Origin of the sequence: Paraburkholderia fungorum (assembly GCF_902833645.1) — a bacterium.
GTDB classification, from domain to species: Bacteria; Pseudomonadota; Gammaproteobacteria; order Burkholderiales; family Burkholderiaceae; genus Paraburkholderia; species Paraburkholderia fungorum.
In genome coordinates, this window is record NZ_CADFGE010000001.1 from 588,910 (window position 1) to 613,721 (window position 24,812).

Sequence of the window (24,812 nt, forward strand, 5' to 3'; positions counted from 1 at the left end):
TCGACCGGTCGTCACCGGCCCGGTTTCAGCCACGCAAGACTCTCCAGATCAGGCACGCATCATGTCGATGACGGCTTGCGACAGTGCTCCGCCCACCTCTCCAAGCCTGTCGACGGCATCGAAATGGTGCCCGTCCCGTTGACGTACGATCCGCACGTCGAGACCATGGTTATTCAGGAGCGTCTGGTATTCCGCCTGCAACCTGTGGAACTCATCGGACTCATCGCCGCCGACGGTCAGGATGAACGGCAGAACTGTCGAGGGCAGATGGAACTTGGGGCTGAAATCAGCCACCTCCCGCTCATCGAGTTTGACGGCGTTGTTGAGATAGCACAGCCGGATCGGTTCCAGATCGTAAAGACCGCTGATCGCGCAAGCACCCTTCACAACGTTTGCGGGAAGATCATGCTTCGTCCAGTCGGTGCCGGCCAGAATCGCGGTCAAGTGGCCGCCCGCCGAGCTTCCGGACACGTAGATTGCGTCGCGGTCGAGGCCGAGTGCCTGTGCATTTCGATAAAGATGAGCAATCGCCTGGATGTTGTCCAGGACGATGTCCCCCATTCGCACTGAGGGCGCGAGTCGATAGTTCACGACCGCCACGTTGATGTTCGCTTCCAGATAGGGAAGCGCCACTGTGCTGAAGTCGGATTTATCGAGCGATTGCCAATAGCCGCCGTGGATGAAGATGAGGACCGGACGCCCCTTGTCCTTCGCGGGGAAGAAATCGAGCGTTTGTTTTTCGTCCGCGCCATAGCGCACATTTTCGTTCACCGTGTGGTCGCGACGAAACTGGGCGCTCGTCTGCGACCAGCGGGCGAATATCTCCAGATGGTCGGGGATTCCGGCGCGAACATTGTATTGTTGATCCAAAGCCTCTTGATTAAACGAACGGTAAACCGGCATCCTGTACCTCATTGAAAGTGCGTTGAAGGAGTAAGCGAACATTCGGGCGTCCGCGTCACTCCGTAAATTACAGGCGCTGCGGGCTGGCACGCTCGCGCGCAAGTGACAACATTGATTGAGGACACGCCATGTTCGGCAAGAGCGAAAACCGGGACGACTACCAACTCATCCAGCAGCGAGTCGGCGGAATGGCCCGCGATCTACCCGACAGGTTCTTCATCGACTATCACGAACATCGGCGCGGCCAGCTGATCTACGCGTACGCCGGGTCCATTCTCGTCACTGCTGAGGGCGGCTCGTGGGTCGTGCCGCCGCTGCGCGCTGTGTGGGTACCGCCTCGGGTACGCCATTGCATGCAGGCAATTGGCCGCATTGAAATGCGCACGCTCTACTTCGATCCGGAACACACGCCGCTCGCCTCGACCGCATGTTGCGTGGTCTCCATCTCGCCGCTGCTGCGCGAGTTGATCGCGTCTGTCGTCAAGATGCCGGTTGACTACGACGAACACGGGCGCGATGGCCTCGTGGTCGAACTGCTGTTTCAGGAGATCAAACCGCTGCAGATCGAGCCGCTGCATCTGCCGATGCCGAACGATGCACGCATCGCGCGTATTTGCCGCTGGATCGTCGCGAATCCGGCCGAGGAGACGTCCGTTACCTCCTGGAGCAAGGTGGTTGGTGCTAGTGAACGCACGATCATTAGACTGTTTCCCGAAGAAACCGGCATGACATTCACGCGCTGGAGGCAGCAGGCCCGTTTGCTCGCGGCCGTGCAGATGCTCGCTAACGACCGCCCTGTCACCGAAATCGCCACGGAGCTCGGCTACGACAGTCCTAGCGCGTTCAGCGCGATGTTCCGCAAAGCGTTGGGAAGCAGCCCCACGGAGTATTTCCGGCGTACCGACATCGACTGAGGCGTGTCGCTTATCCCGCCGTTTATTCATCGCCAGAATGGCGTCAACGCGACGAATCGTGGCGCTATCGCGAGCGTCCGCTGTGCGCTAATTGTTCATAGTGATCGTGAAGGCCGCGTGGGCGGCAAACACAGGAGCTGTAATGACAATTTACGATCGCATTCGCGAAGCGGGAATAACGCTTCCGACACCCGCTGTTCCCGCCGCTGCATTCCGTCCCTACGTTCTTTTAGATAATCAACTGATCGTTTCAGGACAATTGCCGGTGCGGGACGGAAAGGCACTGTTTACCGGCAGAGTGCCTGACGTGGTGTCGGTCGCAGATGCTCAGGGCGCAGCGCGACTGTGCGTGGTCAACATCCTGGCGTGGGCACACCATGCTACGGAAGGGGATCTGAACCGGATCAGGAAGGTATTGCGACTCGGCGGATTTGTCGCGACGTCGGACGGTTTCGCCGATGCCCCTGCCGTTATCAATGCGGCATCCGAGCTTGTCACCCAGATTTTCGGTGAGCGAGGCTCGCACGCAAGAATCGCGATAGGCGTGGCAAGCCTGCCCCTCAATGCACCGGTGGAAGTCGAAGCGACGTTTGCACTGGCGGGATGAAATGGGCGCGGCGGGCGGACTGCCCGTATGCGCAGGGGAGCGCGCACCGCGATGCAGTTGCGCGTCATCCTGTCAGACGAAGATAACCGTCGTGTCTCGAGTCGGCGCCGAGGTTGCCCCGGGTCGCGCCGACAACATTCAATTCACTCCTTCACTTATACACCGACATGACTCCCACCTACTTGTGCGCCGACATGCGCCGGACCGACCTCGCGTGGACTGACTGGCCCGCCATCGAAAATTTTCTGAAAGACGAACTGATCTGCCGCGCCGCGGTTCACGACACGCCGTACCCGTACATCACGGCGCAGAGCTTTACGTTCGTCGGCGATGCGTTCCTGATTCACTGCTCGCGATTCGGAAAATTTGCTGCGGCGATCCATGCCAACCCGCATCTGATTATTGAAATCGATCGACCGGTGGCGCTGCTTAAAGCGCCCAAAGGGCAAAACACCAGTCTCGAGTACTACAGTGTGATCGCTCGCTGCCGGGCACAAATCACGCATCTGACGAATGACGTGATCGCGCACCAGAACCAGGCGCTCGACAAATTTCGACCGGAGAAAGACTACACGCCGATCGAGGACGGCGCGGCCAATCAGATCATCGCGATGCGATGCGTGATCGACGAGATGACGGCCAAGAAACGCATTCTCGCGGACGGTCAATATTCTCCGCCTGGTCAACCTGAGGCCCCCTATGTCCGGTACCCGTTTGCCGCGGGCGCGACCCTGTCCGGCTTGCCGGCAGACGCGTTCGACAAGAACCGCTTCAAGTAAGCCGGCCGCAGCCGTTCCCAAGTTGGCGTAGACGCGATACCCGACGGCATCTTCACGTGAGCCGCTGTTCTTTTGGAGTCCGATAGTGATTTTTGCAGGCACCGTTCGATGCGGTGTCCGTACTTTTCGATTCGACCCATGAGAACAGGAGACACGCATGAAGATGACAGGGATGGAAGTGGCGGGCGGCAACGCGGCCAGCCGGCTGGAACGGTTACCTGTTTGCGGCTACCACCGCATGCTGTTCGTAGTCATCGCGCTGGCATTTTTCTTCGATAACGTCGACCTCGCCACGATGACCTTTGTTCTCGGCTCCATCAAGAGCGAGTTTGGCCTGAGCAGCGCGCAGGCTGGAATGCTGGGTAGCGCCAGCTTCGCCGGGATGGCGCTGGGCGCATTGTGTTCAGGAGCCGCCGCCGACCGGTTCGGCCGCAAGCCGGTGTTTCAGATCAGCATGATCGTGTGGGGCGTGGGCAGCTATCTGTGCTCGACCGCTACGGATGCGACCTCATTGGGTATCTTCCGGCTGGTTCTCGGCATTGGAATGGGGATGGAGCTTCCGCTCGCGCAGACCATGCTGTCGGAATTCATTCCGGCAAAGTCGCGGGGCCGCTACCTCGCAATGATGGATGGAAACTGGCCGCTGGCGTTTATCTGTGCCGGACTGCTTTCATACTATGTGCTGGGCGCGCACGGCTGGAGAACCTTGTTCCTGATCGAATCGATGCCGGCGGTCTTTCTGTTCGTGGTCCGCCGCTATGTTCCCGAATCGCCGCGCTGGCTTGAATCGCGAGGGCGTCACGTGGAGGCGGCGGAAATCGTCGCGCGAATCGAGCAATCCGTGATGTCGCGCCTGCAATTGAGAAGTTTGCCGGCGACTAATCCGGTCGCTATCGGGTTGCGTAGCGAGCAGGGTCTCAAGGTGTTGTGGTCGAAGGCTTATCGGAGCAGAACGCTGACGGTCGGTTCGTTGTGGTTCTTTTCACTTCTTGGATTCTATGGATTGAACACCTGGCTGGGCGCGCTCCTTCAACAATCGGGACTCGCCGTGACGAAGTCGGTTCTGTTCACCGTCTATATATCGCTAGGCGGCGTGCCCGGCTTTCTATGGGCCGCCTGGGCGGTTGAGCGATGGGGACGCAAACCGACATGCGTCATCACGCTGGTGGGCGCCGCGGTGATGATCTTCGCATTTGGCCGCATTGCGCATCTCAGTCCGAGCCCGTCTGCGCTGATCGCAGTCGGCGCACTGATGCAATTCTTCACGTTTGGCATGTGGGCCGTGCTCTACACCTACACGCCCGAGTTGTACCCGTCGAGAGCGAGGGCTTCGGGGTGCGGCTTCGCCTCATTCATTGGACGGCTTGGTGCGCTGATTGGACCGACGGTGGTCGGCCTGATCCTTCCAGTCTGGAAGAATGATGGCGTATTCGTTTTCGGTGCCCTCTGTTTTCTTGTGGCGGCGCTCGTGGTGACGCGCTTTGGGATTGAAACTCGCGGCAGCACGTTGGAGAACGTGTCCGGTTAGCAAACGTGGCGCTCGAAGCCGGCGTGCGCATCGTCGAGATCGAGCTGATTTGTTCCGATGCGACGGCGCACCGTCTTAGGGTCGACGGACGACGGGCAGATATCCCTGGTCACACGCTGCCGACATGGCGGAGCGTGCTTGAACGCCAATATGATGCGTGGGAATCCGAGCATCTGGTGGTCGACACAGCTAACGTTTCGGTTGAGCAGGTCGTCGAAACTATCGCTCGTCAACTGTCGGTGTTACCCCCGGGAGCAAAGCGTGTCACGCTCAGTGTGATGAAACGTACGTCGCATCGTCGAACGCTGCCGGAATGGCGAAGCTCTCGCGCATACGCTTCGTCTCCGCCGCCGGCGTCAAGCCAAAAAGCCGCTTGAACTCCCGGCTGAACTGGGACGCGCTCGTGTAACCCACCGCGTGGCTCGCGGCGTCCGCGGTCAACTCCTCGCGGATCATCAACAGGCGAGCCTGGTGCAAGCGGGTTGACTTCACGTACTGCATCGGAGAAACGTGTGTGATTGCCTTGAAGTGGCTATGGAAACTCGGAACGCTCATTCCGGCTTCTTCTGCCAACCGCGTCACGTCCAGCGGCTGCGCGTAGCCGGCATGGATGAGGCGTAGCGATCTGCCTATCCGGCCGAACTGGCCTCGCATCGCCAAAGCTTCGCGCATCGAGCTTCCCTGCTTTCCGGTGAGCACACGGAAATAAAGTTCGCGTAGCAGGCCAGGGCCCAATACAGCGGCTTCAAGCGGCCGATGCATTGCCTCAAGGAAACGCAGCACGGACGCCTGCATCGCGTCATCCATCGGCGTCGACATCATGCTTTGAGGCGCCTGCACGTGTTCCGCTACGCCTTCACGGTCGATCTGCCCGGCCAGTTCGGCGGCCAACGTGAAATCGAGGTGGAGGTACAGCGCAAGCAGCGGGCGCTGCCGGGTGGCCTCGGTTTCCATGCTGAACGGAACGGGCGCGGCTACGGCCAGGTAGTGACGTTCGTCGTAGAGATAAAGCCGGTTGCCGAAATAACCCCGCTTGCGCCCCTGACAAACGATCACGATACCGGGATCGTAGAGAACCGGTGTGCGTGCCAGAGGTCGGTTTGACCGCAAGATGCGGACGCCCGGCAGCGCCGTGAGGTTGTAGCCCTCGTCGGGCGCCAACGCGAGGAGCAGCGCAACCATGCGTTTCCGGGTTGCCGCGGAAAGATCCGGATTATCCGTGATGGCCCACTTTGCGTTCATAGTTTTAGGCAAGAAAAATAGCGAAATATGGCTTAGACAGCCCCGTCATTGAGACTAGTATGCACTCTCCAGATAACATTCGGGAGAGGCTTCAATGGCATCCGGCAAAACTCTACTTATCACTGGCGTCAGCAGCGGTTTCGGCCGTGCACTTGCAGGCGAGGCGTTGGCGGCGGGACACAAAGTCGTCGGTACGGTGAGAAGCGAGCAGGCAAAGCGTGATTTCGAGGCACTGTCTGAGAACGCGGCTTTTGGACGTGTACTTGACGTGACCGATTTCGATGCCGTTGGCGGCATCGTGGCGGAGATCGAGGCGACCGTCGGACCGGTCGACGTTCTGGTCAACAACGCCGGCTACGGACACGAAGGCATCATGGAAGAATCGCCTTTGTCCGAGATGCGCAGACAGTTCGATGTGAATGTGTTCGGTGCTGTCGCCATGATGAAAGCCGTGCTGCCCTTCATGCGTGAGCGCAGACGTGGCCACATTCTGAATATCACGTCGATGGGCGGCTATATCACCATGCCGGGCATCACGTACTACTGCGGAAGCAAATTCGCACTGGAGGGAATTTCCGAGGCGCTTGGCAAGGAGGTCAAGCCTTTCGGCATTGCCGTCACAGCCGTCGCACCCGGCTCGTTCCGCACCGATTGGGCGGGTCGTTCGATGACGCGAACACCCCGTTCGATTGCGGATTACGACGCTATCTTCGACCCCATTCGCACAGCGCGTGAGGAGAAGAGCGGCAAGCAACTGGGCGATCCTCAAAAGGCGGCACGCGCGATGCTCGCCGCAATCGCCGCGGATTGCCCACCCACGCATCTTTTACTCGGTAGCGATGCACTCGGGCTCGTGAGAGGTAAGTTGTCCGCATTGGAAAATGAGATCCGCGACTGGGAGTCTGTCACGGTCTCAACCGATGGCTGAAGACCGCTGGAGTCGGGCGCAATCGCAACTAGCGCTGCGATCGTGTCGTGTGCGGTTTGGCTCGGCGAATTTTTTGTGCAGGTTCGCCGCGAGCCGGCTCTACCGGATTTTGCGCCGCCGTTGCCATGATCCATTCTTTGAATGCAAGGACGGCGTCATCGTCCGCGCGATCGGTGTTCACGACCAAGGTGTAGTCCGGTCCGCGCAACACCGGCTCCGATATCGGACACACGAGACGCCCGGTTGCAATCTCGCGCTCGATAAGTGGCAGCGACGCCAACGTTACGCCGAGGCCTTCGGCCGCTGCGCCCAGTTGTAGAAAAACGTGATCGAAGTCGAGATGATGGGCACCCTGCAGGCCTGGCGCACCGGCCCCCCGTAACCAGTCGGACCAGGCAGTGCGCGTGCTCGTGGAATGAAGGAGCGTGTGATTTCGCAGGTCGGCGACCGTCCTGATCGGGTGGCTTAGCAGCACCGCTGGATTGCAGGCGGGCAGGCGCAAGTCGGGCATCAGCGTCGTTGACACGAGGCCTGTCGCCTCCTCGGGTCCCGACCGCACGCCGACGTCGAATGCACCGCCGACATAGCGCAACCTGCGTGAGGTTGTGGAGAGCCGCACATCGATGTCCGGGTAGCGAGCCCGGAAATCCGCCAGGCGCGGTATTAGCCAGCATAAAGAGAAGCTTGCCAGCGCATTTACGCGCACGACCCCCGTGATACGGCGCGTAATGAATTCCTGACGCAGCCGGGTAACCGAACTGCCCAGGCGCGCAAATGCACCTTTGACGTCGTTGAGCAGAGCAGCGCCTTCGTCAGTAGGAACGACGCCGCGTGAACGGCGTTCGAAGAGCGGAACACCGAACCAGTCTTCCAGCAAGCGAATCTGTTTGCCGACCGCCCAGTGCGTGACGTGCAGGTCGCTCGCCGCAGCCGCGAAACTCCCCAGGCGGGCGACCGCCTCAAAGTGCCGCAACGCATTCAAGGGAGGCAACTTTTCCGCGTCTTTCCCCGCTCGTTTGTCTGTGTCCATATGGTGACTTTATCTCCCGGCTGACTCAATTTTACGTCAGTTGTGGCGTGTTCTTGACGAACCTAGACTATGGGTGTCCCGCAACAAATGCTCAAGCTGTCGTCAAGGCCTGCGCTTCTGCGATTCAGTTGAACCATGAGACTTTTCTCCTTCTCCTCCCCAACGACAGGCGTAGCCGACGGACCCGGTCAGTCGACCTCCGTACCACGCACGCGCGTATTGTGGCTCTCGTGTACGGCGCACGCGCTGCACGACGGGTACACCGACATGATCTACGCGTTGCTTCCCGTTTGGCAGGCGGACTTTGGACTCAGTTTCGGCGCCCTGGCCATGTTGCGCGGCATCTATGCGGGCACGATGGCGACGCTGCAATTACCCGCTGGACGCCTCGCACGCACATTGGGCACGCGCGCGACGCTTGCGTTCGGCACGTTTCTGGCCGCGCTGGGCTATGCCGTCGCAGGCCTGTCTGGAAGCCTGCTGGGCTTATGCGTCGCGCTCGCCATCTCGGGAAGCGGCTCGAGCACGCAACATCCGCTGGCTTCAGGCGCGGTCTCACGCGCGTATGGACGCAACGCTCGAGGGCCGCTCAGCATCTACAATTTCTCAGGCGACCTGGGCAAATCCGCGCTTCCAGCGGCTATCTCGCTTCTGATTACCATCATGCCGTGGCGCCATGCGCTTTGGGCCGTGTCGACGATCGGCGTTGTAGTCGCAGTCGTGATTGCACTTTTTCTCCCATCGATACCGAGAGACGAGTCTTCTCTGGAGGAAACGTCGAGCCGGAACAGCAACGGCTCGCGATCGGGCTTCTCACTGCTGTTCACGATCGGCGTACTCGACACAGCCGTGCGGATGGGGTTGTTGACCTTCCTGCCATTCCTCCTGAAAACGAAAGGCATCTCGCAACCGATGATGGGCACGGCGCTCGCACTCGTCTTCATCGGTGGCGCCGCCGGCAAGTTTGTTTGTGGCTGGCTCGGCGCGCGCGTGGGGGTAATCGGCACTGTGCTCGCAACCGAAGGCGGCACGGCAGCGTTGATCCTTGCCGTGATTTACCTGCCACTGGCGCCCGCCATGATCTTGTTGCCACTGCTTGGCGTGATGCTCAACGGCACATCGTCTGTTCTTTATGGCACGGTGCCTGAACTGACTTCGGTCGAGCGTACCGAGCGAGCGTTTGCGCTCTTTTATACGGGTACCATTGCTTCGGGGGCACTTTCTCCGATTGTTTACGGTTTTCTGGGCGATCGAATCGGCGTACACGGTGCCACCATTGCGACTGCGATCACAGCGCTGACCATCTTCCCCCTGGCGTTTGCCCTTCGTCCTCGTCTGCGCACGACGTGAGCTCGCCAGCGACGCACTCCGCTGTTATTCGGCTCGCCCAGGATGCATTTTTTTCACCACCACGTGGAGACTTACCAGATGAACACTGTTCCGCAGGCGCCGTTGATTCTGATAACGGGTGGAGGCCGCGGCGTAGGGGCGGCGACTGCACGGCTTGCTGCCGCACAGGGTTACGACGTAGCGATAAGCTTCGTCTCCGACGAATCCGCTGCCCTTGCGGTGGCGGCCGATGTGGAAGCTGCCGGGCGCCGGGCTTTACCGGTGCGCGCAGACAGCGCAGATCCCGAGCAGGTCGCTCAGCTATTCGCCGCGATCGACCAGACGTTCGGCCGGATCGATGTGCTCGTGAATAACGCCGCGATAATTGCGCGGCAGTCCCGGCTGGAGGATCTCGAATTCGAGCGGATGCAGCGTGTCTTCGCGGTCAACGCGATAGGCCCTATCCTCTGCGCACAGCAGGCGGTGAAGCGGATGTCGCGTCGTTACAATGGCCGCGGCGGCGTGGTGATCAACATCTCGTCGGCATCGGCACGGCTTGGCAGTCCAAACGAATATGTCGACTATGCGGCCTCGAAGGGGGCGCTCGAGACATTCACCATCGGCTTCGCCAAGGAAGTCGCGCGGGATGGCATACGCGTCAACTGCATTCGCCCTGGGCATATCTACACTGACATGCATGCTAGCGGCGGAGAGCCGGGGCGAGTCGATCGCGTCAAAGACTCGATTCCGATGGGGCGAGGCGGTCAACCTGAAGAGGTTGCGCAGGCGATTCTATGGTTGGCAAGCGCCGAGGCGTCCTTCATCACCGGCACCTTCCTCGATGTCACTGGCGGCAAGTGAGCGACAGGATGCGGCGCTGAACTTCCTGAAACGCTGTCGCGGACACTGTGCGTGAGCGCACCCGCGACCTACGACGTCATCACTCGCCCTTAGCAACTACCGGATGCGAAATCGACGTCTTTGCTCTCGATGACTCCGCCAGTGCGGCCCGGTGCCCGCTGATTGCTCCAGTACAGATTGGTGTGCCTGATGACGGCGTCCGGCGGCGGCGCGCCCCATTGCGTCAGGTCTTCAGTCGTATGGGCATCGCCGACCAGAAGCGCGTCATAGCCGCGTACGAGTGCGCCATGCAGTGTCGAGCGGACGCACATGTCCGTCTGTGCACCCGTCACGATGAGTTTGCCCACGCTCAGGCTCGATAGCACCTGTTCGAGATCGGTGGCTTCAAACGCATCGCGATAACTTTTCTCGACGATCGCTTCCCCCGCTGCCGGAACCAGTTCGGCAACGATCTGCCACGCTTCGCTACCGGCTTTCAGATCTTCGTCGGCGTGACGGATCCAGACGACCGGCACCTTGGCGCTGCGCGCCCGCGCAATGAGCGTGTTGACTGTGTCGAGCACCTCATCACGCCGATATGCTTTCGCGACGACTTCATTCTGAAGGTCGATAACGACAAGCGCGGTGTTGGGGCGATCGGCTAACGTAGTCATGAGCAGGTAGCTTCCGGAAAAAGAAAGTATCTTAGCCGGATCTGCTGCCGGTAAGACGACGGCTTCAAGCAAGAGAGTGGCGAAGGACGGGCGGCGATTGATCTGGAAACACCGGCAGCGGAGACTATATAGTTTGCAACCGGAAGCTCGGAGCATGATAGCTGAACGTTCGCCCGACGCTGGCGGGTGACATATTGTGAACGGCCGCTTAGGCGGCGCGCCGGAAGACCTCTGACCATCTCTGACCATGAAAGAAAGGAGAGACTTCATGCCGAGCCCTGAGCGAGTGCAGCCGGCTACGCTTATCGACTATGTCTGGCGCGTGGTGCTTCGCCTCGGATTCCGGCTTGCTCGCGCGTGGTGGCACCTCCGGCGTCCTCGCCACGAGGGAGCGCTCGTAGCGATCTACGTCGGGCGGGCGCTATTGCTGGTGAAGTCATCGTACCGGGCCGAATGGAATTTGCCCGGCGGCAGTGTCCGGCCCGGTGAAACCCCCGATGCTGCCGCGCAGCGCGAAATGGAGGAGGAGATTGGTCTCCCGTCGCACCCGTCGCACCCATTGCGCCCCGCGGGCACCGTCTGCGGCTCCTGGGACGGGAGACGAGACCAGGTGCACTTCTTTGAACTGCACCTCGATTGCATGCCCGAGCTTCGGCTCGACAATCGTGAAATTGTCGCCGCGCGTCTGGCATCGCCGGAGGAATTGCACGACATCGCGCTGACTGAGCCGGTCGCGGCGTATCTCCGCAAAGATCTCTGCCGTTAAGTTGGGCCTGACTATACAGCGCTGCTGCAGAAGATCGACGTCCCCACGCTGATCCTCACTCCCGAGGAAGACAGGCTGATCGGCGAAGAGGCCGCGGGAATCCTCCTGAAGGGCATAAAGGGTTCGCAGGAAGTCATCATGCCGCGCACCGGCCACATGTTCCGGTTCTTGCATCCTGGCGTCTACTCGGTCGAGATCAGGAAATTTCTGGAGCGGGCATCGCTTTAAGCGTATGCGCACTGCCGTGGCACCCGTTCCAGGTACGATAGCGACCGGGCATGTACAGTCCTTATCAGAGCAGAGCCAGCGCCATGCTCAGCGTCGAGCATTCAAGTGGACCGCAGGCAACACCGGCGGTTTCAAACTCATCGAGATTGCTGCGTGAGCATCAGGTTCAGGTTCTGAACCGCTGCGCCGGATGCGCCTTTACCGAGATTATCGAAAACCGCGGACAACAGGACGTGCCCGTGCTCCATGTTAGGAAACACGCTTAGGCGCATATCGTTAGTACCGTTCAACGCTTGCGGATCCAGTTGCTTCAAGGCGCACGATTCGTGCAGCGGCAAGACATGTACATGAGCCGCCTCGGCATAGTGGCGTGCAAGGCACGCGTGTAACGTAGCGCCATCCACGCCGGGGGCCAGCAGCCGTAGTTCCAGGGGCACTGTCAGCACGATGCCCTGGCGGAACGAACCGTACGCAGGGACGAAGATCGGGCGCTGCATGAGCCCGGCGTGCTGCTGGATCTCCGGGGTGTGTTTGTGCGCGAGTTCCAGACCATACACCACGTATGAAGGCGCGTTGCCGGCACCGTGCCCCTCGTGCTCTTCCACGCCGGCACGCCCACGTCCGGAGTAGCCGGACACCGCATGAATGCTGACGGGGTAGTTGTCAGGAATGAGCCCGGCCTGCAACAGTGGACGCAGCAAGCCAATTGCGCCGGTTGGATAGCAACCGGGATTGGTCACCCGGCGTGCGTTCGCAATGCGCTCAGCCTGTCCCGCCGCCATTTCCGGAAAGCCGTATGTCCAGCCCGGCTGCGTGCGGTGGGCGGAACTTGCGTCGATGACTCTCACGGCAGGATTAACGATGGCGTCCACCGCCTCGCGTGCGGCGGCGTCAGGCAAGCAGAGGATGGCGATGTCGCAGGCGTTGATGGCCTCTGCGCGACGCCGCGGATCTTTGCGTTCCGCGGCGGGAAGCGTGAGCAGTTTCAGATCGGTCCGGTTGCGCAGCCGTTCGTGGATTTGCAACCCGGTGGTGCCTTGGTCGCCGTCGATGAAAACAACGGGTGAGCTCATGCGTGAAATCCTTCGGTGACTGGGTTGTAGTAAGTAGCGCGAGCCCCTATGTTCCATGCACGGTTAGAATAGAGAAAGTTGAATTTCATAACGTGGACATTCAGTTTTTCTGAATCTGGACGCCGACATGCGAGAGATCAGTCTGGACCGCTTGCGCACCCTGGTCGCCATTACCGACCATGGCTCATTTGCCGATGCGGCGCGTGCATTGCATCTGGCGCCGCCAACTGTCAGTCTCCACATCGCTGAACTCGAAGACCGCATTGGCGCTCCACTCCTGTCACGCAAGCGCGGACATGTAAAGCCGTCGGCGATAGGAGAGGTGCTGGTGGAGCGCGCGCGTCGGCTGCTGGCGGATGCGGAGCAGGCGTTAGACGATATTCAACGGCAGGTGGAGGGGCTCGAAGGGCGCGCGCGGCTCGGTGCGTCGACCGGTGTGATCGCGCATCTGTTGCCACAAGCGCTTGAGGTGCTGCGCCAGCACCATCCTGCTATCGACATTCAGATTGCGGTGCTCACGTCGCATGAAACGCTGTCACGATTAGTGGACGGCACGCTGGATGTTGGGCTGGTCGCGCTGCCTCAGCCTCCGGTGGCCGGGCTCGTGATCAAGCCTTGGCGCCGCGACCCTGTAATGGCTTTTGTGCCGGCCCATTGGCGCTGTCCCGCCCGCGTCACGCCTGAATGGCTCGCCGCCAAGCCTCTCATCCTCAATGACACGACTACGCGCCTCTCGCGTCTGACCACGGAGTGGTTCGCGACCGGTGGACACCATCCTGTGCCGCGCATTCAGCTCAACTACAACGACGCGATCAAGAGTCTGGTAGCGGCAGGTTACGGCGCAGCGCTGTTGCCACACGAGGCTACGACGCCATTGCCCGACAGGCGCATTGTCATGCGTCCGCTGCGCCCGGCGTTGTGGCGCCGGCTCGGCATTGCGCATCGTGCGGGACACGTTGAGCGTTCCACGCAACACGTACTGGATGTGTTGTGGGGGCTGCGATTGGCGTAGGCGTTGCCATTTGCCGCTTCGGTTCGCTTGGGTTCGTTGTCGCTGGGACGATATGACGTTGAGGCGGGTAACCCAGTCGCGTCGAGACTTGCGCGTACGCGTCTACGCTACGCATTGCGTGAGAAACGCTGCCCCAGTTCGCGCAGCCATGTCAGAAAGGTATTGATGGCGGGGTCCTCAAGGCGTGCATTGTGGACGTAGCTGCAGTAGCGCCACGCAGGTAAGGCCGGCCCGTCGAACGGAAACACGAGACGGCCCTCCTCGACATCGAGCGCTACAAGCGCGGTCGGGCCCATCGCAATACCTAAGCCGTCAATGGCGGCCTGCAGGGTCAAATAAAAGTGATCCAGTTGCTGCGAATGACGTGCGGCAAGCTGAGGGTTGCCGCACGCCGCGAGCCATTCGGCCCAAAGGCCCGGATAGGTTGCCGTATGCAGCAGGGTGTGATGCGCCAGGTCTGAGACATGACGTATCGGATGGGACTCCAGCACCTTGGGCGAGCACACCGGCAAGCGGACTTCCGACAGAAATTCGCTAACTACGTACCCTGCCGGTTTCTGCTCGCCGCCGCGAATCGCTACATCGCATTCGTCGCGTAATCGTTCGATCGGTTCAGCCGAAGTAGTCAGCCGGACTTCCACCGACGGATTGGTCAACTGGAAGTTGGAAAGCTGCGGCAATAGCCATCGCAACGCGAAAGTAGTCGGCGCATTCACCCTGATGATCTGCTGCCGCGTGACCCGGAGCTGTTCATTGGTGGCCAGCGCGATGCGGTCGAGCGCCGCCGATATCTCTGACAGATAAGTGCGCCCCGGTGCGGTCAGTACGACCCTTCGGCCGCGGCGTTCAAACAGGTTGTGTCCGAGCCAGGTTTCCAATTGCGCTACTTGCCGGCTAACGGCCCCGTGCGTGACGCACAGCTCGTCGGCGGCGGCTGAAAAGCTCTCGAGCCTGGCGGCGGCTTCGAAGACGCGCAGTGCGTTTAATGGCGGCAGACGACGTGGCATGGCCGATCTCTATGTGATTTTTCCTGACAAGCATGATGAGTTTATATGCATTTTCGTGAGCACTGTAGTCCCCTATATTCACCTCGTTGGCACCGGATCGGGCTCTCGATCTGTTCAATTAAGTCACCAGGAAGACTACCGTATGTCGAATGTTGTTGTGGTTGGCGCGCAGTGGGGCGATGAGGGGAAAGGCCGGATTGTGGATTGGCTTGCCGAGAAGGCGGACATCGTTGCCCGCTACAACGGTGGCCACAACGCCGGGCATACGCTTGTGGTGGACGGTCAGACGTACAAACTGGCGCTGCTTCCCAGCGGTATCGTGCGCGGCAAGCCTGGTCTGATCGGCAACGGTGTTGCCCTTGACCCGGAGGCGCTGCTTGCGGAGATCGACCGCATGGCCGCGCTGGGCATTCGCGTAACGCCCGCGGTGTTGCAGATCGCAGAGACGGCGACGCTTGTCCTGCCGCTCCATCGTGCGATCGACGCCGCTCAGGAACGCTTGCGCGCCAGGCCGATCGGCACCACGCTACGCGGTATCGGTCCGGCATATGAAGACAAGGTTGGGCGCCGAGGCTTGCGCGTTTGCGATCTCGCAGACCCCGAACTGTTCGCCGAAAAGCTCGATGCACTGCTTGAACACCATAACGCGTGGTTCCGCGGCCTCGGTCTGGAGCCTTTCCAGCGGGACCCGATGTTGAGCGATCTGCTTGCCATGGCGCCGAGAATCTTGCCCTTCGTGGGACGCGTCTGGGAGCAACTCGATCACGCGCATGCCTCGGGCAAGCGCACGCTGTTCGAGGGCTCGCAAGCCGTGATGCTCGACGTGGACTGGGGCAGCTATCCGTATGTGACGTCGTCGAGCACTGTCGCCGCTGGCGCGGCCAGTGGCACCGGCATCGCGCCCTCGCACCTTGGGCAGGTGCTTGGCGTTAGCAAGGTCTATGCAACGCGTGTTGGCGAAGGCCCGTTCACGTCTGAAGTCGACGGAACACTCGGCGAGGTGCTCCGGCAGCGCGGCGGCGAGTATGGCGTCAACACCGGCCGCCCGCGTCGCTGCGGTTGGCTGGACACAGTGCAACTGCGGCAGAGCTGCAAGGTCGCCGGCATCAACCTGCTGGCGCTGACCAAGCTCGATGTGCTCGATGGTTTCGATTCGATTTACGTGTGCGTAGGCTATGAACTCGACGGGAAGCGCATCGACTACATGCCGTCCACTAACGCCGGGCAGCAACGCCTGCAGCCGGTTCTCAGGCGTTTTGAGGGTTGGGACGGTTCGACCCGGGGTATCCGCTCTTATGGCGATCTGCCGCGCCAGGCTGCGGCGCTGATTGAAGCGATTCAGCAGGAGGTGGGTATTCCGGTGTCAGTGGTCACTACGGGCCCTGAGCGTGACGACGCGATTGTCTTGCGATCCCCGTTTGCGGAAACGGACGGCATGGCAATCTGATCGACTCACGCCAGCGAATTCGATCGGCTTGCCGGACTCTATTGAATCAACTTTCTTTTAGCGGTCGAGTGCCCCAGAACAATACCGCCTCGATCGCGAAAAAGACAACGAGTGGCGCAATCGCCCCCGCTGTCCCCGCGATCTCATACCCAAACCGGCTCGTCACATAAAGCAGCACGATCATGCTGATCGCCATGCCCGGAGCCCCAAGCCCGCGCAGCGCTGCGCTGTGGTGATAGCCGATCCAGAACGCGCCGCGCGAAACGGTCCACAGCACGGTCGTTGCCACGACCGCGCGCATGGATGAGCCGTCGGGGCAGTAGGCGGCCAGGCCGAACAGCGCCGCCGCAAACACGATGATCTGCTCCACGGTGTTCTGCAGGTACCGTTGATTGATGCGTAATCGGCGTGTCTCGAAGCCCACCAGCGGATCGAACGCGGGCGAGGTCAATCGCTCGTGCGCCACGGCTTCCACACCTGTCACCAGACAGAACAACACAGCAGCACAGCAGCATTTCAGCGTCAGCAGCATCCGCGCGCCGAGGCTGTCCATGCCCGGCAGTGGCGACATAAAATGATCGACAGCGAGCCAGAGCCCAGAGGCAAACAGCGAGGCGATCGCGATGCCGGCAATGCCGACGGTACGCTGCCGGCGAAAGTCGGACGCGGGATGAACCGGGGCGGTCATGGATGTTTCCTCCAGGCGTTTTCATGCAGCGATATTGTGTCATTGCCGTGGCCGATGATACGGCTGCAACCCAAGGAAACTGACGAATGCAGAAAGACGATCGCACCAGGATAATTTACGGCAGGACGCCGGAATCGGCGGCCATGGTGGCAAACGTCAAACGGGCAACGGCGCTCACCGCCAGGCTTAACCGTTTGACGTTCAACGATGCGGACGAAGTTCGGGCCTTGTTCAGCGAACTGATTGGTAAAAAGGTCGACGAGAGCTTTTTGCTGATCCCGCCGTTCTATACGGCCGGTGGGGACGAAATTCGCGTCGGCCGGAATGTCTTCATCAACCAGAACTGCACTTTCTATGACCTTGGCGGCCTCGACATCGCAGACGATGTGATGATCGGGCCGAACGTAAGCATCATCACGGCGGGTCATCCCCTTGAACCCTCGCAGCGACGCTCCGTCACCATCGGAGCGCCCATTGTGATCGGGAAGGGGGTGTGGATCGCGGCGGGTGCGACCATTATCGGTGGCGTAACGGTTGGCGAGAATTCGGTCGTCGCGGCCGGGTCGGTCGTCACCAAAGACGTTCCCCCGAATACGCTTGTTGGGGGCAATCCAGCGCGGGTCATTCGTTCGATTGCTGGCTAAGGGGGCGTCTGTTGAGGCGCACTATGCGAAACGACCGGTTAATTTGGCTCACATACTCGCGAGAATTTCTGCTTTGGTGAACGCTTTAACACCGGGCTATGCTTGGGGGTGGGGCGCTCTCGCGCTGTGTAGCGTTGGTCCAACCTGACTTCAGGGAGACGGCATGATCCAACCGGTCGACGTTGGTGCGGTCGCGGGTGGCACGCTCCAGGGTTATTCAAATCAGATTCTGACGAGTGTGAACGACCACGACGTTCATTTGAGCGTGATGGACGGGCCATATTTCTGGCATCTGCATCCCGATTCGGACGAAACATTTCTGGTTATCGAAGGCGTGCTCACCATCGACTTCGACGATGGATCGGTCGACCTGTTGTCCGGCCAGTTGCTTACTGTGCCTGCAGGTATGCGCCATCGCACGCGGCCGCGCGGTGCACGCTCGGTTAATCTGACGGTCGAGAAGACCGATGCGACTACCGTCAGGTGCGAAGCCCCGCGGGGTTGGCCAGCATCGTCCTGAGTTGGCCGTCGGCTAGTCGCGGCCACTCAAAGCGGCTGCTCACGTAGCGCCTGGTCGGTCCTGCTCGGGGTGACGAAACCGCGAGTGAGGAATTTCAGCGATTGCCGCGATCTCGATCATCAGTTCCTGCCGATATAGACGTTCGATCTGGATGGTCGTTGTGACTGGATAGGGCGCGGCAAAAAACTCTTGCCGGATGTCTCCTGTGGTCATGAAGGCCTCGATGTCCGTTGCATAGTGAACCAGCGAAATCACATCTGCCATTTGCCCGCCCATCGGCGCCAGAACGTCACGAATATTCTCCAGAACCTTGCGTACCTGTGCCCGCAGGTCGTTTTGCCCGACGACTTGCCCGTGACGATCGAGTGACACCTGCCCCTTCAGGTGGACGATCTGGCCATCGCCCTGGATGACGGCCATTGAGAATGCGCCGAACGGCGACCAGACATGAGTCGGGTTCACTGCATTTATCATTGCTGAACTCCTATGGATAGCTGTCCGTAGAAATTATGGCCCAGCCAGCATGCGAGTGCCGATTGGCCGCGATGGCGGCAGTTTGGCGCTACTATATTCGCGGCCATGCCTTCAGCCGAATACATGCGAGACACCCCATGCATCCCGATCCCCGCCCTGCCATTCTGGTCGACCGTCAAGCTATCGAGGAAATCGTTCGAGATGCGTACTCGCCTTATATCCGTCGTATTGGACGGCCGCCGGGACCGATGCTGGATGACTATGAATTCCTGATCGACAAGGGCAGCGTCTATGTTGTCGATCAGGAAGGCACGATACAAGGCATTGTTGTGCTCATCCCGGAACAGGATGCGATGCTGCTGGACAACGTAGCCGTGGCACCTTCCGCCAAGGGGACAGGAATAGGGCGCCGCCTGCTGGAGTTTGCCGAGCGCTCAGCGAGAGCGGCAGGTTACCGTGCCATCCGGCTCTACACCCACGAGACCATGACGGAGAATATCGCGCTGTACTCTCGCATCGGCTATACCGAGACGCACCGGGCCGAGGAGAAAGGCTTGAAACGGGTCTTCATGGTTAAGCATCTGGACTGATCGCTGCTGATGTCTGCTGGTGTTCGGCGTGACCAGACGTCTGGTTTGTGTTCGTGATCCGGCGAGCTTAACGTCAAGCCGGTGGTACCTGCTGGCATTCCGTCTGGAACCAGCGGTCGACCTGACGCTGTGCCGCTTGCAGATCCTCCGGATAGTATGGGTCGTACCACCTGGACGGGTCATAGCCCGCTTGCCTCAAAGCTGCCAGTTCGCTGCGATTTCGCTCCGGGGTTGGAGGCGCATTGTTCCTGAGTGCGGCCAGGTCGCGGCATTGCAATGTACTCAAATGCGCCGTGCTTTGCGGCACGCCACCCGCCGCGCAGCCGGCGAGCAATATAAGCAACGGAGAAAGCCTCAGCCACTTTCGCGGTTGGTTCTTCATATTACGTCTCACTCCATTCAAGCGACACAAAACAACAGTGGCAAACGGCCAGACGCGGTCTGCTGAACCAGCGAACCCCAGGTCACTCCACGAGCCCAGGTGTGCTCCGGAGCAGGCGTCGCGCGTCTAGGCGAGCAACTGCAAAGCATCCGCGAGCGACAGCACCGTGGTGCGGGAATCGAATGCGGTGGAAAACAGATGTTCATGCACAACCTGATCCGGGTCGTAGCAGCAATCCTTGACCGTGTACAGGCGGAAGTCTGCGTCGCTCGCATAAGCCACCGACGACAGCACGACGCCGGTCGACGCAATCCCAACCATAATCAACGAATCGATACCTTGTGCGGAAAGCCGTACCTGCAGGTCGGTGCCGAAGAACACGCTGGCGCGATGCGCGATGATGACCGGTTCATGGGCCTGCCGACCCAACTCCGGCGCGATCCGGTCGTCGACGAAGAGGCCGAGTTGTCTGATTCCCTGCCCATTCTTGTTCAATGGGCTGACTTCCGGATAGCCCGGGCTGAACCGGAGGTTGGCAAAATAGACGCTGACACCTTTGGCCCGCGCGGCGTCGCATAGTTTGCGCGTATTGGCGAGCAACGCGGGTGCGACCGATGGAAAGAGCCCGAGAATGTCGGTCTGATAATGCATGACGATAAGCGCGGTGTGCGCCGGCGTGATTGCCGCTGGCAACGCTACTGCCTCCATTTAACCGTCTCCTTTACGTCGGCACGTGGTTCATATTCGCAACCAGTGAGAGCTGAGCGTAGCGAAGCATGCAAGGTCAAAACGACGCTTCGCTGCCGTGGAAATAATACTTCATGTCGTCATGCCGGTTAGCCGACCATAGAATTGATGCGTGTCGCACACAGGGCAGGATCTCTAACGTCTTCACAACGGAGGGAGCGTTTCGATGATCACCGTCATTACATCGTTTCAGTTGCCAAAACCGATTCCGAGAATTGGAGGGCTTTGGCGGCGTTTCCACAAGGCACTGGTAATGGCCATCACCTGATCAACCACTCCTCTGCAACGGCCGTTTATCTGGTTTGTGCACAAAGACGGCACGCCTTATCCCAAGCGATAACCTGATGCGCGATCCATGGCGGCGAGAGGCGGTCCATCGGAAAGCGCCGCATCATCTTCCGCTAGTTCGTTCACTCCCGCTTCGCGCAGAAAATGCGTGATCGTTTCTTCGATCACCGAACTGGCGAGCCCTTGCACGATGAACACGAGCCGTGTTGTGTGATCGTCGTCAGGCCATGCTTCGAGCCGTATCGGTTCATGCAGCAACTGCTGCACGCCATGGAACACAACGGGCCGCGATTCGCCGATGAAATTGCCGATCCCCTTGACCCGCAGGATGCGTTCGCCGTGATAGCCGAGCAATACCGTCAGCGCGGTTTCGAACGGCTGCATAGGCAATGCCTGCAAGTAGGTCAGGCAGAAACTGTCGATGTCCGGATGAGCCGCACGTGACGCCGCTGCGCCACGCATCAGCAACTTGCGTGGCGAAGGCTCGGCGCGCAACCAGGGCCGCAACGCACGCGGCGTGAGAATATCGAGCAGTTGCTGTGCTTCAATCTCGCCGTTGCGCACCGGGATGCGCGTCGCACCCGGATTCAGCGCTTCAAGCGCCGCTTCGAGTTCGGCAAGCGCGGGCGCATCGACCAGTTCGGCCTTTGTCAGCAACAGCCGGTCCGCGACCGCCACCTGCTGACGCGACTCCTCATGCCGGGCAAGTTGCGCGGCGCCGTGTTTCGCATCCACGGTCGTCACGATGCCGTCGAGCTGCAAACGACCTTCAAGCGCCGGGTCGCCGAGCAGCAGCGAGATCACCGGGCCGGGCCGCGCAAGCCCCGTGGTCTCGATCAGAATCCGCTCGAAGGCGGGAATCTCGCCGCGCGCGCGGCGCTCCAGTAGATCGGCCACGGTCGCAGCCAGTTCGTCGCGCACGCCACAACACAGACAGCCGTTTTCCAGCAGCGCGATGGTCTCGTCGCGCGAGGTGCTGACAAATAGATGATCGAGACCGATCGCGCCCAGTTCGTTGATCACCACGGCACAACGGCCCAGCGCCGGTTGCGGCAGCAGGCGATTGAGCAACGTGGTCTTACCCGAACCGAGAAAGCCGGTCAGCAATGTCAGGGGAATCGCGGCGGATTGCATGGTGGCTTGTTCCGGCACTCAGATAACCTGCAGATCTTTTCCGACGATGATCTGTCCGTCGAAATGCTTGCGCGCATCGGCCGCCCACATCTCGTCTGTGATCGCGGGATCGCCACCCGGCACGAAATGGCTCAGCACCAGCGTCTTGACGCCCGCCGCCGCGGCGATCCTGCCGACCTGTTCCGTGGTGGTGTGGCTCTTCATGAGGTGATCGAGCAGCGTCGGCGCGTTGTCGACGGTCTTCATCAGTTTTTCGAGCGCGGGCAGGTACATCACTTCGTGCACCAGTACGTCAGCGCCTTTCGCGAACTCGGCCAGCGGCGGGTAGTAGGTCGTGTCGCCGGAAAAGACGACGGTGCGGTCCTTGGTCTCGAAGCGGTAGGCGAAGGCCGGCTTGATCGTGTAGTGGTCGACCAGTGTCGAGGTGACACGTACACGCTCGTCTTCCATCACGAGGCGCGGGCCGTCGAATTCATGGATGTTGATCAGTGGCCGGAACGGCGGGCGGCCTTCTTCGCGCATGCGTACGTCCAGATCGATCGCGTTCATATCGACAAAGTCGTCGATCATCTTTGTCATGCGCGGCGGTCCGTACAGATTGACCGGCGTGCGCAGACCGGTGGCCCAGGCGAGAAATACGAGGTTGCCGAGGTCGGCGTTGTGATCCGAATGATGGTGAGTCAGGAAGATGTCGCGGATGCCCGGCAGCTTGATGCCCGCCTTGGTCAGTTGCAGCGCGACACCATTGCCGCAATCGACCACATAGGGCTGGCCGTCGACCACCAGCACGTTCGCCGGCGCGGCGCGCAGGTCGGACGGTGTCGGGCCGCCCTTGGTGCCGAGCAGGATCAACTGCGTGCCTTTTGCCGAATGACCCGCGACGGGCGCCGAGCCTGCGGCGTTGGCCGGTGACTGCGCATGGGCGTCCTGCATCCACGGCAGCGCGGCGGTGGTGCCTGCCGTAACGGCGATACGCATGAAATCACGACGGGAGCGGCCGAACGGCTGATCACTCATGGGGCTGTGTCTCCTGAGATTTTTAATGGGGTGCCCGATTCTAGCGCCGGGCGCTGCATCTGCTTGAGCGCTTTAACGAAGCTTAAATCATCATCCCGCTTTTCAGGACGTTTGAAGATACTTGCCCAGGAAGTCGACGAACGTTCTGAGCTTCACCGAGAGCTGGTTCCGTTCCAGATAGATCGCATGGATATTGGCGTCCGGCAGCGCCCAATCGTCCAGCAAGGGCACGAGCTCTCCGCGTGCGAGATAGCCATCGATCTCCCACTGGGAGCGCACGACAATGCCGCGTCCTTCGAGTGCCCAGTGGAGCACCGTACCTCCGTCATTGCTCGATAGTGCTCCGTCGACCTTGATCGTTTCCGTTCGCTTGCCGCGCGAGAGATGCCATGTGCCGTAGGCCGAGTCGTTCTCGCGCAGCACGATGCAAGCATGGCGAGTCAGATCGTGCGGTACTGAAGGCTTGCCATACTGCTCGAGATAAGCCGGCGAAGCGCACACGATGCGCCGGTTCTTCAGCAGCAAACGCGCATTGATACGCGCGTCGGGCACCTCGCCGAAGCGGATGCCGACATCGAAACCTTCGTCTTGCAGGCTCATCGGCCGGTCGGTCAGATGCAACTGGATTTTCATCGCGGGAAAGCGCGCGACGAATTCCGACACCGCCGGTGCAATGTGTGCCCGCCCAAACCCGAACGATGCGTTCACGCGCAGCAACCCGGTCGGCTCGGCCCGGCTGCGCATCACCAGTTGCTCCAGCTCCGACAGTTCGTCGAGGATGCGCGAGCCGTTCGAGAGGTAAAGCTCGCCCTCCGGCGTGAGGGAGAGGCGTCGCGTGGTGCGATTCATCAGCCGCACGCCAAGGCGCCGCTCCAGTTGCGCGAGCCGCTTGCTGACGGCGGGCGGCGTCACACCCAACTCGCGTGCCGCAGCGGCAAGATTGCGATGCCGCGCCACGAGCGCGAACAGATTCAGATCTGAGAAGCCGTCCATTGCCCCACTCCTTCATGCTGCTTGATTCGTTCCTGAAAGTTACGATCGGATTGCTTTCTCGGAAACCAAATCGTCTATTTCATCAATTAGACTTCAAGCAACATCGGGAGGCAAGCATGTTCGAAGGTTTTACGGACGCGTCGGCATATGTCGACGGCATCAGGATTCACGCAATCAAGGGCGGGAGCGGCCCTGCGCTTTTGCTGTTGCACGGTCATCCGCAAACGCACGCAATCTGGCACAAGGTTGCGCCCGCGCTCGCCGGGCATTTCACTGTGATTGCGGCGGATTTACGCGGCTACGGCGACAGCGGCAAGCCGCAAGGCACCGCCGACCATGCCAACTACTCGAAGCGCCGCATGGCGCTCGACCAGGTCGAACTCATGCGCAGCCTTGGCTTCGCCTCGTTCGCGGTGATCGGCCACGACCGGGGCGGACGTGTCGCCGCGCGCATGGCGCTCGATCACCCGGACGCGGTGACGTGCCTCGTCACGCTCGACGTCGCGCCGACGCTGGCGATGTATGAGAAGACCTCGTTCGAGTTCGCGCGCGCCTACTGGCACTGGTTCATGCTGATACGCCCCGCGCCGTTCCCTGAAACACTGATTCGCGCGGATCCGGACCTATACCTCAAGCAGACGATGGGCGCGCGCAGCGCGGGTCTTGCGCCGTTCACCGCGGCGGCTTACGCGGAATATCTGCGCTGCGTGTCCGATCCCGACACTGCGCACGGTATCTGCGAGGACTACCGCGCGAGCGTGACGATCGATCTCGAGCACGACCGCGCAACGCTGGCTGCGCAACAGCAGATCGCCTGCCCGTTTATGGCGCTATGGGGCGCGGACGGCGTGATCGAGAAATGCTTCGACCCGCTCGCGGAATGGCGGCCATACGCGCCCCACGTGCAAGGCCAGGCGCTGTCTTGCGGCCACTACATCGCGGAAGAGGCCCCGCAGCTCCTGCTGGAGCACATACTGCCTTTCCTCACCACCCTGGCAATCACGGCCTGAGCGCGCTGACTCGCCACC

The 24,812-nt window shown here is 60.7% G+C and carries 27 protein-coding genes; 14 read left to right on the plus strand and 13 right to left on the minus strand.

Annotated features, from left to right (window positions below; genetic code table 11):
• Nucleotides 1–48: 48 nt before the first annotated feature.
• Nucleotides 49–903: an alpha/beta hydrolase gene (locus HWX91_RS02615; protein WP_028195787.1), complete on the minus strand. Its 855-nt coding sequence runs from the start codon at nucleotides 901–903 to the stop codon at nucleotides 49–51.
• A gap of 128 nt (nucleotides 904–1,031) precedes the next feature.
• Between HWX91_RS02615 and HWX91_RS02620 the strand changes: the two genes are divergently transcribed.
• From HWX91_RS02620 to HWX91_RS02635, 4 genes are all read left to right on the plus strand, one after another.
• Entirely contained in the window at nucleotides 1,032–1,817 is a 786-nt protein-coding gene (locus HWX91_RS02620; RefSeq protein WP_028195786.1) for an AraC family transcriptional regulator, read from the plus strand.
• Between the two features lie 142 nt (nucleotides 1,818–1,959).
• Nucleotides 1,960–2,424, plus strand: a complete 465-nt coding sequence (locus HWX91_RS02625) for a RidA family protein (protein ID WP_028195785.1) — start codon at nucleotides 1,960–1,962, stop codon at nucleotides 2,422–2,424.
• A gap of 167 nt (nucleotides 2,425–2,591) precedes the next feature.
• Nucleotides 2,592–3,203 (plus strand): pyridoxamine 5'-phosphate oxidase family protein, encoded by a 612-nt coding sequence (locus HWX91_RS02630; protein ID WP_028195784.1) that lies wholly within the window; start codon nucleotides 2,592–2,594, stop codon nucleotides 3,201–3,203.
• A 157-nt stretch (nucleotides 3,204–3,360) separates the two neighbouring features.
• Entirely contained in the window at nucleotides 3,361–4,731 is a 1,371-nt protein-coding gene (locus HWX91_RS02635; protein WP_028195783.1) for an MFS transporter, read from the plus strand.
• A gap of 270 nt (nucleotides 4,732–5,001) precedes the next feature.
• Here the strand turns inward: HWX91_RS02635 and HWX91_RS02640 are convergent, their stop codons facing one another.
• On the minus strand, nucleotides 5,002–5,913 hold the full coding sequence (locus HWX91_RS02640) for an AraC family transcriptional regulator (RefSeq protein ID WP_174459537.1): 912 nt from the start codon (nucleotides 5,911–5,913) through the stop codon (nucleotides 5,002–5,004).
• Nucleotides 5,914–6,067: 154 nt separating this feature from the next.
• Here HWX91_RS02640 and HWX91_RS02645 point away from each other — a divergent pair, with 154 nt between their 5' ends.
• Entirely contained in the window at nucleotides 6,068–6,901 is an 834-nt protein-coding gene (locus HWX91_RS02645) for an oxidoreductase (RefSeq protein WP_028195781.1), read from the plus strand.
• Nucleotides 6,902–6,929: 28 nt separating this feature from the next.
• On the opposite strand, the gene HWX91_RS02650 is transcribed toward HWX91_RS02645, so the two are convergent.
• On the minus strand, nucleotides 6,930–7,931 hold the full coding sequence (locus tag HWX91_RS02650; RefSeq protein WP_028195780.1) for a LysR substrate-binding domain-containing protein: 1,002 nt from the start codon (nucleotides 7,929–7,931) through the stop codon (nucleotides 6,930–6,932).
• 135 nt (nucleotides 7,932–8,066) lie between these two features.
• On the opposite strand from HWX91_RS02650, the gene HWX91_RS02655 reads away from it, so the two are divergent.
• Nucleotides 8,067–9,281 carry an MFS transporter gene (locus HWX91_RS02655; RefSeq protein WP_028195779.1) on the plus strand — a complete coding sequence of 405 codons (1,215 nt, stop codon included), beginning with the start codon at nucleotides 8,067–8,069 and terminating at the stop codon, nucleotides 9,279–9,281.
• Between the two features lie 78 nt (nucleotides 9,282–9,359).
• Nucleotides 9,360–10,121, plus strand: coding sequence for a glucose 1-dehydrogenase (locus HWX91_RS02660; protein ID WP_028195778.1), 762 nt, complete (start codon nucleotides 9,360–9,362; stop codon nucleotides 10,119–10,121).
• A gap of 89 nt (nucleotides 10,122–10,210) precedes the next feature.
• On the opposite strand, the gene HWX91_RS02665 is transcribed toward HWX91_RS02660, so the two are convergent.
• On the minus strand, nucleotides 10,211–10,774 hold the full coding sequence (locus HWX91_RS02665) for a cysteine hydrolase family protein (RefSeq protein WP_028195777.1): 564 nt from the start codon (nucleotides 10,772–10,774) through the stop codon (nucleotides 10,211–10,213).
• A 268-nt stretch (nucleotides 10,775–11,042) separates the two neighbouring features.
• Here HWX91_RS02665 and HWX91_RS02670 point away from each other — a divergent pair, with 268 nt between their 5' ends.
• Nucleotides 11,043–11,540, plus strand: coding sequence for an NUDIX domain-containing protein (locus HWX91_RS02670; RefSeq protein ID WP_081833019.1), 498 nt, complete (start codon nucleotides 11,043–11,045; stop codon nucleotides 11,538–11,540).
• Between the two features lie 365 nt (nucleotides 11,541–11,905).
• Here the strand turns inward: HWX91_RS02670 and argC are convergent, their stop codons facing one another.
• A complete protein-coding gene (argC, locus tag HWX91_RS02675; RefSeq protein ID WP_028195775.1) occupies nucleotides 11,906–12,841 on the minus strand; it encodes an N-acetyl-gamma-glutamyl-phosphate reductase in 936 nt (311 codons plus the stop codon).
• 127 nt (nucleotides 12,842–12,968) lie between these two features.
• Between argC and HWX91_RS02680 the strand changes: the two genes are divergently transcribed.
• Complete coding sequence (locus HWX91_RS02680) at nucleotides 12,969–13,853, plus strand: LysR family transcriptional regulator (RefSeq protein WP_028195774.1); 885 nt, start codon at nucleotides 12,969–12,971, stop codon at nucleotides 13,851–13,853.
• 107 nt (nucleotides 13,854–13,960) lie between these two features.
• Here HWX91_RS02680 and gcvA read toward each other — a convergent pair whose 3' ends face one another.
• Complete coding sequence (gene gcvA / locus HWX91_RS02685; RefSeq protein ID WP_028195773.1) at nucleotides 13,961–14,860, minus strand: transcriptional regulator GcvA; 900 nt, start codon at nucleotides 14,858–14,860, stop codon at nucleotides 13,961–13,963.
• A 142-nt stretch (nucleotides 14,861–15,002) separates the two neighbouring features.
• Here gcvA and HWX91_RS02690 point away from each other — a divergent pair, with 142 nt between their 5' ends.
• Entirely contained in the window at nucleotides 15,003–16,307 is a 1,305-nt protein-coding gene (locus tag HWX91_RS02690) for an adenylosuccinate synthase (RefSeq protein WP_028195772.1), read from the plus strand.
• A 46-nt stretch (nucleotides 16,308–16,353) separates the two neighbouring features.
• On the opposite strand, the gene HWX91_RS02695 is transcribed toward HWX91_RS02690, so the two are convergent.
• Nucleotides 16,354–16,995 (minus strand): MAPEG family protein, encoded by a 642-nt coding sequence (locus tag HWX91_RS02695; protein WP_042274617.1) that lies wholly within the window; start codon nucleotides 16,993–16,995, stop codon nucleotides 16,354–16,356.
• An 86-nt stretch (nucleotides 16,996–17,081) separates the two neighbouring features.
• Here HWX91_RS02695 and HWX91_RS02700 point away from each other — a divergent pair, with 86 nt between their 5' ends.
• On the plus strand, nucleotides 17,082–17,639 hold the full coding sequence (locus HWX91_RS02700; protein WP_028195771.1) for a sugar O-acetyltransferase: 558 nt from the start codon (nucleotides 17,082–17,084) through the stop codon (nucleotides 17,637–17,639).
• A gap of 163 nt (nucleotides 17,640–17,802) precedes the next feature.
• Entirely contained in the window at nucleotides 17,803–18,159 is a 357-nt protein-coding gene (locus tag HWX91_RS02705) for a cupin domain-containing protein (RefSeq protein WP_028195770.1), read from the plus strand.
• Nucleotides 18,160–18,198: 39 nt separating this feature from the next.
• On the opposite strand, the gene HWX91_RS02710 is transcribed toward HWX91_RS02705, so the two are convergent.
• Nucleotides 18,199–18,633: a RidA family protein gene (locus tag HWX91_RS02710; RefSeq protein WP_028195769.1), complete on the minus strand. Its 435-nt coding sequence runs from the start codon at nucleotides 18,631–18,633 to the stop codon at nucleotides 18,199–18,201.
• Between the two features lie 137 nt (nucleotides 18,634–18,770).
• Here HWX91_RS02710 and HWX91_RS02715 point away from each other — a divergent pair, with 137 nt between their 5' ends.
• A complete protein-coding gene (locus tag HWX91_RS02715; protein WP_028195768.1) occupies nucleotides 18,771–19,223 on the plus strand; it encodes a GNAT family N-acetyltransferase in 453 nt (150 codons plus the stop codon).
• Between the two features lie 73 nt (nucleotides 19,224–19,296).
• On the opposite strand, the gene HWX91_RS02720 is transcribed toward HWX91_RS02715, so the two are convergent.
• From HWX91_RS02720 to HWX91_RS02740, 5 genes are all read right to left on the minus strand, one after another.
• On the minus strand, nucleotides 19,297–19,605 hold the full coding sequence (locus tag HWX91_RS02720; protein ID WP_081833018.1) for a DUF4148 domain-containing protein: 309 nt from the start codon (nucleotides 19,603–19,605) through the stop codon (nucleotides 19,297–19,299).
• A gap of 126 nt (nucleotides 19,606–19,731) precedes the next feature.
• On the minus strand, nucleotides 19,732–20,313 hold the full coding sequence (locus HWX91_RS02725) for a cysteine hydrolase family protein (protein WP_028195767.1): 582 nt from the start codon (nucleotides 20,311–20,313) through the stop codon (nucleotides 19,732–19,734).
• A 363-nt stretch (nucleotides 20,314–20,676) separates the two neighbouring features.
• Nucleotides 20,677–21,774: a CobW family GTP-binding protein gene (locus HWX91_RS02730; protein WP_042274673.1), complete on the minus strand. Its 1,098-nt coding sequence runs from the start codon at nucleotides 21,772–21,774 to the stop codon at nucleotides 20,677–20,679.
• An 18-nt stretch (nucleotides 21,775–21,792) separates the two neighbouring features.
• Complete coding sequence (locus HWX91_RS02735; RefSeq protein WP_102857563.1) at nucleotides 21,793–22,752, minus strand: MBL fold metallo-hydrolase; 960 nt, start codon at nucleotides 22,750–22,752, stop codon at nucleotides 21,793–21,795.
• A 141-nt stretch (nucleotides 22,753–22,893) separates the two neighbouring features.
• Nucleotides 22,894–23,784, minus strand: a complete 891-nt coding sequence (locus HWX91_RS02740) for a LysR family transcriptional regulator (protein WP_028195765.1) — start codon at nucleotides 23,782–23,784, stop codon at nucleotides 22,894–22,896.
• Between the two features lie 116 nt (nucleotides 23,785–23,900).
• Here HWX91_RS02740 and HWX91_RS02745 point away from each other — a divergent pair, with 116 nt between their 5' ends.
• Complete coding sequence (locus tag HWX91_RS02745; protein ID WP_028195764.1) at nucleotides 23,901–24,794, plus strand: alpha/beta fold hydrolase; 894 nt, start codon at nucleotides 23,901–23,903, stop codon at nucleotides 24,792–24,794.
• Nucleotides 24,795–24,812: the final 18 nt, after the last annotated feature.